Here is a 13,142-nt window from a genome sequence, read left to right as displayed (position 1 = left end):
TTGTGGGGCCGCCCGCTCGCACTCGATCAGGCAGATTCGAGGGCGGATTGTGCGCCGTGCGCAGGCTCGGACCGGCCGCGCGTGAGGCCCGAAACGATCGCCTTCAACGAGGCGGAAATGATGTCGGCATCGACAGCCACCCCGAACAGGGTGCGCGATTCATCCACGCGCAGCTCCATGTAGGCCACGGCGCGCGCATCGGCGCCGGTGCCGATCGCATGCTGGTGATAGTCGATCACGCGGATGGCGTGGCCGGTGGCTTGCGACAGCGCACGGATGAAGGCATCGACCGGTCCGTTGCCGCGGCCTTCGATGGCGCGAATTTCACCACCCCAGTCCAGGTCGCCGCGCAGGACCACCGAAGCGCTCTCGCCTTCGCCCTGCTCTTCCAGCACGCGATGCTTGAGTGCGTGCGCCGTCGCCAGGCCGTACTCGCGCTGGAAGATATCCCACAGGTCGGCTGCCGTCATTTCCTTGCCGGCCACGTCCATTTCGCGCTGCACCACCTGGCTGAATTCGATCTGCAGCCGGCGCGGCAACTCGAGGCCGTACTCGCTCTCGAGCAGGTAGGCGATGCCGCCCTTGCCCGACTGGCTGTTGACGCGGATCACCGCCTCGTAGCTGCGGCCCACGTCCTTCGGATCGATCGGCAGGTAGGGCATGTCCCAGATGTCGTCGTCCTTGCGGGCAGAGAAAGCCTTCTTGATGGCGTCCTGGTGCGAGCCCGAGAAGGACGTGTAGACCAGGTCGCCCGCATAGGGGTGGCGCGGATGCACCGGCAACTGGTTGCAGTGCTCGACCGTGGCGCGGATCTCGTCGATGCTGGAGAAGTCGAGTTCGGGCGAGACGCCTTGCGTGTAGAGGTTGAGCGCGACGTTGACCAGGTCAAGGTTGCCGGTGCGCTCGCCGTTGCCAAAGAGGCACCCTTCGATGCGATCGGCCCCGGCCATCAGGGCGAACTCGCCGGCTGCCGTGCCGGTGCCGCGGTCGTTGTGCGGATGCACCGACAGGATGATGCTGTCGCGGCGCGCCAGGTTGCGATGCATCCACTCGATCATGTCGGCGAAGATGTTCGGCGTGGAATGCTCCACCGTCGAAGGCAGGTTGACAATGCACTTGCGCTTCGGCGTCGGCGCCCACACGTCGGTGACCGCGTCGACCACCCGCTTGGAGAAAGCCAGGTCGGTGCCCGAGAACATTTCAGGCGAATACTGGAAGGTCCACTGTGTGGCTGGCTGCCTGGCGGCCATCTCCTGGAACATGCGCGCGTGACTGGCGGCCAGTTCGACGATGCCATCCTCGTCCATGCCCAGCACCACGCGGCGCATGACCGGCGCTACTGCGTTGTACAGGTGAACGATGGCGCGCGGAGCGCCTTGCAAGGCTTCGAACGTGCGTTCGATGAGGTGGTCGCGGGCCTGCGTCAGCACCTGGATCGTGACGTCGTCGGGAATGCGGTCTTCTTCGATCAGCTTGCGCACGAAATCGAACTCGACCTGGGAGGCCGAGGGAAAGCCGACCTCGATCTCCTTGAAGCCGATCTTCACCAGCATCTCGAACATGCGCATCTTGCGCGCCAGATCCATCGGCTCCACCAGCGCCTGGTTGCCGTCGCGCAGGTCGGTCGACAGCCAGATCGGCGCACGGGTCAGGACGGCATCGGGCCAGGTGCGGTCCTTGAGGCCGACCGGAGCGAAGGCGCGGTACTTGCGGCTGGGTTGCTTCAACATCATGTTTCTCTTGGCTGGTGAGGGTGGTGAAACCAGCAACCCCAAAACAAACGGCCCGTTGCTGGTGCTAACGGGCCGTTGGTCGAAAGATTTGCGCGCGCGCTACCGACTCCGCCCGAAGGGGATGATTAGTAGGGCCAGCGAAATCTTTTGCATGGTGGCCGCAACTCTAGCACAAGTTCAGTTATGCAAACCGCGCTCGTCCGGCTCGTCGGTCGAGACGCTGATCACGCTGGTCTGCTGCCCCTTGGCCTTGCGCCAGGCGTAGACCACATAGCCGCTCAGGCCGTAGGCCACGAACAGGCTGAACAGCACCGTGGGCGGATGGATGTTGATGACGGCAATGCCCAGCGCGATCAGCACGATGGCTGCGAAGGGCACGCTGCGCTTCATCTGTATGTCCTTGAAGCTGTAGAAGGGTGCGTTGGTCACCATGGTCAGGCCCGCGTACAGCGTGAAGCCGAAGGTGATCCAGGTGATCTGCTGCCAGCTCAGGTAGAGCACGTCGCTGCCGCGCCGGCCCCACTCGGTCATGAGCCAGATGAAACCCGCCACCAGCGCGGCCGCCGCCGGCGACGGCAGGCCCTGGAACCAGCGCTTGTCGATCACCGCGGTGTTGACGTTGAAGCGTGCCAGCCGCAGCGCGGCGCAGGCGCAGTAGACGAAGGCAGCGATCCAGCCCCAGCGCCCCAGCCCCTTGAGCGACCACTCGTAGGCGATCAGCGCCGGCGCGGCACCGAAGGACACCATGTCGGACAGCGAATCCATCTGCTCGCCGAAGGCACTCTGCGTGTTGGTCATGCGCGCGACGCGGCCGTCCAGGCTGTCGAGCACCATGGCGGCGAACACGCCCAGCGCGGCCTGGTCGAAGCGCCCGTTCATTGCCATCACGATCGCGTAGAAGCCGCCGAAGAGCGCCGCCAGGGTGAACAGGTTCGGCAGGATGTAGATGCCCTTGCGCCGCTTGCGCGGCTCGGGCATCGAGGGGTCGTCCACGTGGGTGTCGTCATGCATGAGGCGGCAAGTGTAGTGCAGCACCAGAACGAAAAAAGGGCCACCGCAGGCGGTGGCCCCTGTGTCGCCGCACCGCCCGCGGGACGGCGCCAGGCGCGATCAGTTGCGGGTCTGGTCGACCAGCTTGTTCTTCTTGATCCAGGGCATCATGGCGCGCAGCTTCTCGCCCACCACCTCGATCTGGTGCTCGGCATTCAGGCGGCGGCGGCTGATCAGCGCGGGCTGACCGGCAGCGGCTTCGAGCACGAAGCTCTTGGCGTATTCGCCGGTCTGGATGTCCTTGAGCACCTGCTTCATGACCTTCTTGGTCTCGTCGGTCACGATGCGAGGGCCGGTGACGTACTCGCCGTATTCGGCGTTGTTCGAGATCGAGTAGTTCATGTTGGCGATGCCGCCTTCATAGATCAGGTCGACGATCAGCTTGAGCTCGTGCAGGCACTCGAAGTAGGCCATCTCGGGCGCGTAGCCGGCTTCCACCAGCGTCTCGAAGCCGGCCTTGATCAGCTCGACGGTGCCGCCGCACAGCACGGCCTGCTCGCCGAACAGGTCGGTCTCGGTTTCTTCGCGGAAGTTGGTCTCGATGATGCCGGCCTTGCCGCCGCCGTTGGCCACGGCATAGGACAGGGCCAGGTCACGCGCCTTGCCGCTCTTGTCCTGGTACACCGCCACCAGGTGGGGCACGCCGCCGCCCTGGGTGTAGGTGTTGCGCACGGTGTGGCCGGGGGCCTTGGGCGCGACCATCCAGACATCGAGGTCGGCGCGCGGCTGCACGAAGCCGTAGTGCACGTTGAAGCCGTGCGCGAAGACCAGCGATGCGCCTTCCTTGATGTTGGGCGCCACGTCGTTCTTGTAGACGCTGGCGATCTGCTCGTCGGGCAAGAGGATCATGACGACGTCGGCCGACTTCACGGCGTCCGCCACCTCGGCGACCTTCAGGCCAGCCTTCTCGACCTTGGGCCAGGAAGCGCCGCCCTTGCGAAGGCCGACGACGACCTTCACGCCACTGTCGTTCAAGTTCTGCGCGTGCGCGTGGCCCTGCGAGCCGTAGCCGATGATCGCGACCGTCTTGCCCTTGATCAGGCTCAGATCCGCGTCCTTGTCGTAGTAAACCTTCATGATTGCTCCTTCGTAATTGCAGTGAATGGCACGAATGCCCTTTAGACGCGCAGGATGCGCTCGCCGCGGCCGATGCCGCTCGGCCCGGTGCGCACGGTTTCGAGAATGGCGGCGCGCTCGATCGCGTCCAGGAACGCGTCGTTCTTGCCCATGTCGCCAGTGAGTTCGATGGTGTAGCTCTTGTCGGTCACGTCGATGATGCGGCCGCGGAAGATGTCCGCCATGCGCTTCATCTCTTCGCGCTCCTTGCCCACCGCACGCACCTTCACCATCATGAGCTCGCGCTCGGTGTAGGCGCCTTCGGTGAGATCGACCACCTTGACCACTTCGATCAAACGATTCAGGTGCTTGGTGATCTGCTCGATGACGTCGTCCGACCCGGTGGTCTGGATCGTCATGCGCGACAGGCTCGGGTCTTCCGTTGGGGCGACGGTGAGCGATTCGATGTTGTAGCCGCGGGCCGAAAACAGGCCCACCACGCGGGAAAGAGCGCCAGGCTCGTTTTCCAGCAGGACAGCGATGATGTGTTTCATGTTTCTCGTGACTCCTCTTTTCGCCGCCCTCCCCCGCGCACGGTAATGCGCGGGCTCGACAAGCAATAGATTCGTCAACCGGTGCGTTGAAGAAAAAAGAAGGAACCGTCCTCGCGCCAGCGAGGCGGCTTATCGTCCGTTACAGGTCCTCGGACCCCATCAGCATTTCCGTGATGCCCTTGCCGGCCTGCACCATCGGGAACACGTTCTCGGTGGGGTCGGTGCGGAAGTCCATGAACACCGTGCGGTCCTTGAGCTTGCGCGCCTCGCGCAGCGCCGGCTCCACGTCCTGAGGACGCTCGATCAGCATGCCGACATGGCCGTAGGCTTCGGCCAGCTTCACGAAGTTGGGCAGCGCGTCCATGTAGCTGTGGCTGTAGCGGCCGGAGTACTCGATCTCCTGCCACTGGCGCACCATGCCCAGGTAGCGGTTGTTCAGCGAGACGATCTTGATCGGCGTGTTGTATTGCAGGCAGGTGGAGAGTTCCTGGATGCACATCTGCACCGAGCCTTCGCCGGTGATGCAGAACACTTCCGAATCTGGCTTTGCGAGCTTGATGCCCATGGCATAGGGAATGCCCACGCCCATGGTGCCCAGGCCGCCCGAATTGATCCAGCGGCGCGGCTCGTCGAAACGGTAGTACTGCGCCGCCCACATCTGGTGCTGGCCCACGTCCGACGTGATGTAGGTGTCGGCATCCTTGGTCATGTTCCACAGCGTCTCGACCACGTGCTGCGGCTTGATGACGTCGGTGTTGCCACGGTCGTACTTCAGGCAGTCGCGGCTGCGCCAGCCTTCGATCGCCTTCCACCAGCCGGACAAAGCCTCGCCGTCGGGACGCATGTCGCTCTCGCGGATCATGGCGATGAGCTCGGTCAGCACGTCCTTCACGTCGCCCACGATCGGGATGTCGACCTTCACGCGCTTGGAAATGCTCGACGGATCGATGTCGACGTGGATGATCTTGCGTTCGTTCTGCGCGAAGTGCTTGGGGTTGCCGATGACGCGGTCATCGAAGCGCGCGCCCACGGCCAGCAGCACGTCGCAGTTCTGCATGGCGTTGTTGGCTTCCAGCGTGCCGTGCATGCCCAGCATGCCCAGAAATTTGCGGTCGCTCGCCGGATAGGCGCCCAGGCCCATCAGCGTGTTGGTCACCGGGTAGCCCAGCATGTCCACCAGCGTGCGCAGCTCCTGCGTGGCATTGCCCAGCAGCACGCCGCCGCCGCTATAGATGTAGGGACGCTTGGCCGTCAACAGCAGTTGCAGGGCCTTGCGGATCTGCCCGCCGTGGCCCTTGCGCACCGGGTTGTACGAGCGCATCTCGACCTTGTCCGGATAGCCGTGGTAGGCCACCTTCTTGAAGGACACGTCCTTGGGCACGTCCACCACCACCGGACCGGGGCGCCCGGTGCGCGCGATGTGGAAGGCCTTTTTCATCGTCAGGGCCAGGTCCTTGGGGTCCTTGACAAGAAAGTTGTGCTTGACGATCGGGCGTGTGATGCCGACGGTGTCGCACTCCTGGAAGGCGTCCAGGCCGATGGCCGGGGTCGGCACCTGGCCCGAGATGATCACCATCGGGATCGAATCCATGTACGCCGTGGCGATGCCGGTCACTGCATTGGTGAGGCCGGGGCCGGAAGTGACCAGCGCCACGCCGACGTCGCCGGTGGCGCGGGCATAGCCGTCCGCTGCGTGCACGGCCGCCTGCTCGTGGCGCACCAGCACGTGCTGAATGGTGTCCTGCTTGTAGAACGCGTCGTAGATGTAGAGCACGGCGCCGCCGGGGTAGCCCCAGACGTACTTGACGCCTTCGGCCTGAAGTGCCTTGATCAGCACTTCGGCGCCCATGAGTTCTTCGCTTTGACTGCCCATTCCGGAGGATGCGGCTGCTGCGGAAGCGAGTTCCGCCTTGGAGATTTCCATGATGAACCTTTGCGTTTTTTCGGGAACGAAAAACCTTGGGTGCCCCTTCGCCAGCTCTTGTGGAGCCGCGTCGAGACTTAAGACCAGAGCCATGGGCGAACCAGATTTTTCGCCGGACTGTGATCCGTTTGCCTTTTGACTTGCAGGGCGGATTATGACACCGTCCGCGCCGCCGGCCGCAGCAAAGGCGTCCACGAACGGCCCTCGGGGCATAATCCGCCGCTGCAAGAAGAGGCCCGCCACCGAGCGCGCGCCAAACAGACAAGACACCACGAGCGCCCCGCGCAACTTTCCCGCTTGGCCACCGAAAAAGAACTTTCCGACTTCCTCAAGAGTGTCGAGCGACGCGCATTCAAGCGTTCGGTCTACCACGTGCGGGACGAAGAAGCAGCGCTCGACATCGTGCAGGACAGCATGATGAAACTGTCCGAGCACTACGGCGACAAGCCGATCGACGAACTGCCGATGCTGTTCCAGCGCATCCTGTCCAACTGCACCCTGGACTGGTTCCGGCGCCAGAAGACCCGGCGGGCTCTCTTCTCCAACATGAGCGATTTCGAGTCGGCGGACGCCGATGGCGAATTCGACCTGCTGGAGAGCCTGGCCACCAACGTCGACACGCGGGTAACCGAGAGCGCTGAAGACACCACCCGCCGGGCCCAGATCCTGCGAGAGATCGAAGTGGAGATCGAGGCGCTGCCGGGCCGTCAACGCGAAGCGTTCCTGTTACGTTACTGGGAGGAGCTGGACGTCGCCGAAACGGCGGCCGCCATGGGCTGTTCAGAGGGCAGCGTCAAGACCCATTGTTCACGCGCCGTTCATGCGTTGAGCCGCGCGCTCAAGGCCAAGGGAATCCAACTGTGAGCACGTTTCAATCATCCGTCTCCCCCGCCGGGGCTGCCGACCAGGAGGCGCGTTTTGGCGCCCGCGTCGCCGCGCGCCTGACGGCCGGCAGCCAGGATCTGCCGCACGACATCGCCGAGCGCCTGCGTGCCGGATGCGTGCAGGCGCTTGCGCGTCGCAAGCTGGTGCAGGCACGCACCGATACGACAACCGTCGGCCGCAGCGGCGCCCTGGTCCTGGGCGGCGGCTGGTGGGGCCGGATCGCCTCCGCCCTGCCCCTGATCGCCCTGGCCGCCGGACTGGTGGCCATCAGCGCGCTGCAGGACGACAACCGCGCCAGCGAGGTGGCTGAGGTCGACGCCGCGCTGCTCACCGGCGACTTGCCGCCCGCCGCCTACACCGACCCCGGGTTTGCCCAGTTCCTCAAGAGCGACGACGGCCTTGCCAACTGACCCCTTGAGCATTCGCCGAGAGCGCCGCGCCGCCGGGAGTTCGTCCACGTTTGGCGCGGCTCTGGCCTGCCTGCTGCTTCTCTCGGGCGCTCTGGCGTCCGGCCCCACGCATTCACAACCCGTTACAGCGCAGGCCGGGTCCAACGGCAACGCAGCGTCGGCTGCCAAGGCTCCCACCGTCTCGCGCCCCCTGTGGAACGAGCTCAGCCCTGACCAGCAGCAGTCGCTGAGCCCGCTGGCCCCGCACTGGAACGGCCTGCATGCGGCGCAAAAGCGCAAGTGGATCGCCCTGTCGCGCAACTACGACAGCATGAGCCCGGACGACCAGGCGCTGCTGCACAGCCGGATGACCGAGTGGGCTGCCCTCAGCCCGCAAGACCGCACCCGGGCCCGGCTGAACTTCGCCGAGGTCAAGCGTCTGGCGCCGCAGGAAGAGCGCAAGGCCAAGTGGGAGGCCTACCAGGCCTTGAGCGACGAAGAAAGGCGCAAGCTCGCCGAGCGCGCCGGCAGCCGGCCGCCCAGCGCCGCCGCGCCCGTGCGCCCTGTTCCAGCCCAGAAGTTGGCGCCGGTGCCCAGCGTGGCCGCAAGCAGCAGCAAGCTGCCACGCATCCAGCTGGCGCCGCCTCCCGCGGCGACATCGTCCGCGCCCGCGAGCGCGACGCCTGCGGCCCTCAAGCCGGTCGAGGCTCCCTGAGCCACTGAACGCCTCGGCAACGATGAATCCCACACTCCCCGAGTCGCCGGCCCAAGGCGCCGCCCGGCCTGAAGCCTTTGCACAGGCACCCGCCCCCGTCACGCTGCAGGCACCCGGCCTGGGGCGCCGCATGGCCTGCTGGCTTTATGAAGGCATGCTGCTCTTTGCCGTGGTCTTCATGGCAGGCTGGCTTTTCAGCACCCTCACGCAGATGCGCAATGCGGTCGACGGCAGCCGCCATCCGATGCTGCAGGGCTTTCTCTTCCTGGTGCTGGGCGTCTACTTCACCTGGTTCTGGTCCAGGGGGCAGACCCTGGCCATGAAGACCTGGGGCATCCGCGTGGTCGACCGCCAGGGGCGTCCACTGAGCCAGCCCAGGGCGCTGCTGCGCTATCTGCTCAGCTGGCTCTGGTTCCTGCCGCCGCTGGCGGGGCTGTCCTTCTTCGAGCTTGGCGCCGGCGAATCGACGGTGATCGTCCTCGGCTGGGTGGCCGTCTGGGCCGTACTCTCGCGCTTCCATCCGCTGCAGCAGTTTTGGCACGACGCCTGGGCCGGCACCCGGCTGGTGCGCGCTGAGCCCGTCGGGCGACATGGCTGAGCGGAAAAGCGCAGCCAACACCCAGCTCGGCCGCGCCGGCCTGGGGCGCATCTGGCATGCCATGCTGATCTCGCTGCACGGCCTGCGCGCGGGCTGGGGCGAGACGGCCTTCCGCCAAGAGACGATCCTGGCGATCCTGATGATCCCCCTGGCCTTCTGGCTGGGCCGCAACTGGGTCGAGACGGCGATCCTGGCCGGCAGTGTGCTGCTGGTCATGATCGTGGAACTGCTCAACACCGCGGTGGAATCCGCCATCGACCGCATCGGTCCCGAGTGGCACGACCTGTCCAAGCAGGCCAAGGACATGGGCAGCGCCGCCGTGCTCCTGGCGCTGCTGCTCGCTGGCGGCGTCTGGCTGGCCGCGTTCTGGCATCGATTCGTCGTCTGAACTTGGCATGATGGGGGCATGAATTCCCCCTCTTCCCCTACCTTCTCGATTTGCGTCTACTGCGGCTCGCGTCCTGGCGCGCGCCCGGAATTTGCCGACAGCGCCCGGGCCGTGGGCCAATGGATCGGCCGGCAAGGCGGCCAGCTGGTCTACGGCGGCGGCCGCACCGGGCTGATGGGCCTGGTGGCCGAGAGCACGCGGGCCGCCGGCGGCCGTGTGGTCGGCGTGATCCCCAAGGCGCTGGTCGACAAGGAACTGGCCAATCCGTTGTGCGACGAGCTGCACGTGGTCGACACCATGCACGAGCGCAAGGCCATGATGGCGCACCGCTCCGACGCCTTCCTGGCCCTGCCCGGCGGCATCGGCACCTTCGAGGAATTGTTCGAGATCTGGACTTGGCGCCAACTCGGCTACCACGACAAGCCGGTCGGCCTGCTCAACGTGGCCGGCTACTACGACGGCATGCTCGGCTTCCTGCGCGACAGCGTGCGCGAAGCTTTCATGGGCGAGTGGCAGATGGACCTGATCCGCACCGGCGAAGAGCCACATGCACTGCTGGAGGCCCTGCGCGAAGACGTCCCGCGCCACGCCAAGGACGACCGACTCGCCGAGAACATCTAGAAAAAGAACCGGGGTGCGGGGCACGCGCCGGTGCGCCTGCTCCCAAACCAGCACACATCGCGGAACCGGCTTTGCCGGGCCGCTGATGGGGTCTCCCCCTCGGGGGGTGGCGAATTACACGCAGCGAAGCGAAGTGAAAAGCCGGGGGGCTGGCCTAAACCGCGGCCTCGTCCTGCTCACCGGTACGGATGCGCACCACGCGCTCCACGTTGGTGACGAAGATCTTGCCGTCGCCGATCTTGCCGGTGCGCGCGGCCCCGACGATGGCATCGACACAGCGCTCGACGTCGCCCTCGTTCACGACGACCTCGATCTTCATCTTGGGCAGGAAATCGACCACGTACTCGGCGCCGCGATAGAGCTCGGTGTGGCCCTTCTGGCGGCCGAAACCCTTGACCTCGGTCACCGTGAGGCCAGTGACGCCGACCTCGGCGAGCGCTTCGCGCACGTCGTCGAGCTTGAAGGGTTTGACGATGGCGGTGATCTGCTTCATTGCGGTGTGCTCCCGGCGGTTTCGTTGAATTTGCTGGTGATAGGGTAACGCCAATCCTTGCCGAAGCTGCGGTGCGTGACCCGAATCCCGACGGGCGCCTGGCGGCGCTTGTACTCGTTGATCTTGATCAGGCGCACCACGCGCTCGACCACGGCGCGCTCGTAGCCCGCGGCAATGATCGCGTCGACGCTCTCGTCGTCTTGCATATAGCGCGCCAGGATGCCGTCCAGGATGTCGTAGGGGGGCAGGCTGTCCTGGTCGGTCTGGTCGGGGCGCAGCTCGGCGCTGGGCGGGCGGGTGATGATGCGTTCGGGAATCGGCTGTGCCCCGGTGCCGTAAGGATCGTTCTCGTTGCGCCAGCGCGCCAGCTCGAACACCGTGGTCTTCAGCAGGTCCTTGATGACGGCAAAGCCACCCGCCATGTCGCCATACAGCGTGCAGTAGCCGGTGGCCATTTCGCTCTTGTTGCCGGTGGTGAGCACGATCGAGCCGAACTTGTTGGACAGGGCCATCAGCAAGGTGCCGCGGATGCGTGCCTGGATGTTCTCTTCCGTCGCGTCCTCGGGCAGGCCCTGGAACTCGCCGGCCAGCGCGCTCTTGAAGGATTCGAAGGTGCCCTTGATGGAGATCTCGTCGTAGCGCACGCCCAGTCGGCTTGCCATCTCGCGGGCGTCGATCCAGCTGATGTCGGCCGTGTAGGGCGAAGGCATCATGACGGCGCGCACCTTGTCCTTGCCCAGCGCGTCCACGGCCACCGCCAGCACCAGCGCGGAATCGATGCCGCCAGACAGGCCCAGGATGGCACCGGGAAAGCCGTTCTTTCCAATGTAGTCGCGCACGCCCAGCACCAGTGCGTCCCACAGCTGCGCCGGCGCGCTGCGGGCCGCAGGCACCTGTTGCGCAACGACGCGCATAAAATCGCCTTGGCGCTCCAGTTCGAGGCAGGCGATTTCTTCCTTGAAGCTTGCGGCTTGCGCGGCCGTCGTACCGTCAGCCTGCAGGGCGAACGAAGCGCCATCGAAGATGACCTCGTCCTGCCCACCCACCAGGTGCGCGTAGATCAGCGGCAAGCCGGCGGCCTGCGCGCGCTCGGCCATGCGCGCCATCCGCTCGCCTTCCTTGCCCACGTGGTAGGGGGAGGCATTGATGACCGCCAGCACCTCGGCACCGGCCCGCTTGGCCAGCTGGGCCGGTTCGTCGAACCAGGCGTCTTCGCAGATCAGGAGGCCTACCGAGACACCGCCCACCTCGAACACGCAGCTGCCCTCGCCCGGCGTGAAGTAGCGCCGCTCGTCGAACACCTGGTAGTTGGGCAGCTCGCGCTTGGCGTAGGTCTCGAGGATGCGGCCCTCGCGGATCACGCTCGCCGCGTTATGGCGCATCTGCACCGCAACGGAGCGGCTACGCACGCTGTGGCCGCTTGGATGGCCGACCACCACCGTCATGCCTTCCAGTTGGGCCAGCTCGCGCGCCACCGTGCGCACCGCTTCGTCGCAGCCGGCGATGAAGGCGGGGCGCAGGAACAGGTCTTCGGCGGCGTAGCCGCAGATCGAAAGTTCGGGCGTGAGCAGCAGACGCGCCCCTTGCGCGTGCGCCGTGCGGGCCGCGTCGATGATCTTGCGGGCGTTGCCGGCAAGATCACCCACCACGAAATTGAGCTGCGCGATGGCGATCTTGAGAGTCATAGACGGGGAAGTGAAGGCTGCAACGATTATGTCATTCGCCCCTTGACCCAAGGCTTTGCGCGGGCACCGGCCACGCGCTCGCGCATGGGCTGCTACGCTTTGCGGCAATGCGCACCGGCCCTTCCGTTTCCCCCAGCCTGCTCGACGCCAAGGCTGCCCGTCCCGCCACCCAGGCCTACCTGCTGCTGGTCTTCACCACCTTGATCTGGGGCGCCAATGCCGTGGCGGCGCGGCTGGCGGTGGGCGAGGTCTCGCCGATGTTCCTGACCTTCATGCGCTGGGGCATCTCCTGCGCGGCGCTGCTGCTTTTCGCGCGCGCACCGATCCAGGCACATTGGCGTGCGCTGCTGCCGCATTGGCGCGCCATCGCGCTGATGGGTGCGTTGGGCTTCACCGGTTTCAACGCGCTGTTCTACGCGGCGGCTCACCACACCACGGCCATCAACATCGCCATCCTGCAGGGCGCCATTCCCGTGCTGGTGCTGATGGGCAGCGTGCTCTTCTACGCCACCCGGGTCGGCGCACTGCAGTGGTTCGGCGTGCTGGTGACGCTGGCGGGCATCGTGGTGGTGGCCTCGCACGGCCAGCTGGCGCAGCTGGCCCGGCTGGACTTCAACATCGGCGACGTCTGGATGATCGTTGCCTGCGTGCTCTATGCGGGCTACACGCTGGGCTTGCGCCGTCGCCCCGAGGTGCCGGCCATCGTGTTCTTTGCCGCCACCGCGCTGGTGGCCTGCCTGGTGTCGCTGCCGCTGGTGGCCACCGAAGTGGCCACGGGCCGGTTTTTCTGGCCCAGCGCCAAGGGATGGGTGCTGATCGCCTTTGTCGGGCTCTTGCCATCTTTCGTGTCGCAAGTGACCTTCATCCAGGCGGTGGGACTGATCGGCCCGGCGCGCGCCGGCGTGTTCCTCAACCTGGTTCCGATCTTCGGGCCGCTGCTGGCGCTTGTGGTGCTCGGCGAGCCTATTTCGCTCTACCACGGCGCGGCATTGGCCCTGGTGCTGGGCGGCATCTACATTGCGGAGCGCCTGGGCGCGCGACGGGTTTGAAC

General features: G+C 65.8%; 14 protein-coding genes. 7 read left to right on the top strand and 7 right to left on the bottom strand.

From position 1 onward, the window contains the following. Positions 1-26 precede the first annotated feature (26 nt). The 5 genes from leuA to ACIPRI_RS14840 form a co-directional block, all read right to left on the bottom strand. Positions 27-1,730, bottom strand: coding sequence for a 2-isopropylmalate synthase (leuA, locus tag ACIPRI_RS14860; RefSeq protein ID WP_446622451.1), 1,704 nt, complete (start codon positions 1,728-1,730; stop codon positions 27-29). A 180-nt stretch (positions 1,731-1,910) separates the two neighbouring features. Beyond that, positions 1,911-2,744: a CDP-diacylglycerol--serine O-phosphatidyltransferase gene (gene pssA, locus ACIPRI_RS14855; RefSeq protein ID WP_446622227.1), complete on the bottom strand. Its 834-nt coding sequence runs from the start codon at positions 2,742-2,744 to the stop codon at positions 1,911-1,913. 99 nt (positions 2,745-2,843) lie between these two features. Further along, positions 2,844-3,860 (bottom strand): ketol-acid reductoisomerase, encoded by a 1,017-nt coding sequence (ilvC, locus tag ACIPRI_RS14850; protein ID WP_446622226.1) that lies wholly within the window; start codon positions 3,858-3,860, stop codon positions 2,844-2,846. Between the two features lie 41 nt (positions 3,861-3,901). Continuing rightward, positions 3,902-4,393, bottom strand: coding sequence for an acetolactate synthase small subunit (ilvN, locus tag ACIPRI_RS14845; RefSeq protein WP_446622225.1), 492 nt, complete (start codon positions 4,391-4,393; stop codon positions 3,902-3,904). 139 nt (positions 4,394-4,532) lie between these two features. After that, on the bottom strand, positions 4,533-6,317 hold the full coding sequence (locus ACIPRI_RS14840; protein ID WP_446622224.1) for an acetolactate synthase 3 catalytic subunit: 1,785 nt from the start codon (positions 6,315-6,317) through the stop codon (positions 4,533-4,535). A gap of 297 nt (positions 6,318-6,614) precedes the next feature. On the opposite strand from ACIPRI_RS14840, the gene ACIPRI_RS14835 reads away from it, so the two are divergent. The 6 genes from ACIPRI_RS14835 to ACIPRI_RS14810 are packed head-to-tail and all read left to right on the top strand — an operon-like array spanning position 6,615 to position 9,913. Then, positions 6,615-7,181 carry an RNA polymerase sigma factor gene (locus ACIPRI_RS14835; protein ID WP_446622223.1) on the top strand — a complete coding sequence of 189 codons (567 nt, stop codon included), beginning with the start codon at positions 6,615-6,617 and terminating at the stop codon, positions 7,179-7,181. Then, positions 7,178-7,612 carry a DUF3619 family protein gene (locus ACIPRI_RS14830; RefSeq protein WP_446622222.1) on the top strand — a complete coding sequence of 145 codons (435 nt, stop codon included), beginning with the start codon at positions 7,178-7,180 and terminating at the stop codon, positions 7,610-7,612. The genes ACIPRI_RS14835 and ACIPRI_RS14830 overlap by 4 nt, the downstream gene beginning before the upstream one ends. A 4-nt stretch (positions 7,613-7,616) precedes the next feature. Continuing rightward, positions 7,617-8,306, top strand: a complete 690-nt coding sequence (locus ACIPRI_RS14825) for a DUF3106 domain-containing protein (RefSeq protein WP_446622221.1) — start codon at positions 7,617-7,619, stop codon at positions 8,304-8,306. Positions 8,307-8,328: 22 nt separating this feature from the next. Beyond that, entirely contained in the window at positions 8,329-8,904 is a 576-nt protein-coding gene (locus ACIPRI_RS14820; RefSeq protein ID WP_446622220.1) for an RDD family protein, read from the top strand. Next, entirely contained in the window at positions 8,897-9,292 is a 396-nt protein-coding gene (locus ACIPRI_RS14815) for a diacylglycerol kinase (RefSeq protein WP_446622219.1), read from the top strand. The genes ACIPRI_RS14820 and ACIPRI_RS14815 overlap by 8 nt, the downstream gene beginning before the upstream one ends. An 18-nt stretch (positions 9,293-9,310) precedes the next feature. Then, the gene (locus tag ACIPRI_RS14810; protein WP_446622218.1) at positions 9,311-9,913 is read left to right on the top strand and encodes an LOG family protein; all 603 of its coding nucleotides are present in this window, start codon (positions 9,311-9,313) and stop codon (positions 9,911-9,913) included. A 154-nt stretch (positions 9,914-10,067) separates the two neighbouring features. Here the strand turns inward: ACIPRI_RS14810 and ACIPRI_RS14805 are convergent, their stop codons facing one another. After that, complete coding sequence (locus ACIPRI_RS14805; RefSeq protein ID WP_446622217.1) at positions 10,068-10,406, bottom strand: P-II family nitrogen regulator; 339 nt, start codon at positions 10,404-10,406, stop codon at positions 10,068-10,070. Continuing rightward, positions 10,403-12,091 (bottom strand): NAD+ synthase, encoded by a 1,689-nt coding sequence (locus ACIPRI_RS14800; RefSeq protein WP_446622216.1) that lies wholly within the window; start codon positions 12,089-12,091, stop codon positions 10,403-10,405. The genes ACIPRI_RS14805 and ACIPRI_RS14800 overlap by 4 nt, the downstream gene beginning before the upstream one ends. Positions 12,092-12,198: 107 nt before the next feature. Between ACIPRI_RS14800 and ACIPRI_RS14795 the strand changes: the two genes are divergently transcribed. After that, positions 12,199-13,140, top strand: a complete 942-nt coding sequence (locus tag ACIPRI_RS14795; protein ID WP_446622215.1) for a DMT family transporter — start codon at positions 12,199-12,201, stop codon at positions 13,138-13,140. Positions 13,141-13,142 lie beyond the last annotated feature (2 nt).

Source organism: Variovorax sp. LARHSF232 (genome assembly GCF_052871435.1).
Note: the sequence above shows the minus strand (reverse complement) of the source record. Positions and strands in the feature narration are given on the sequence as shown.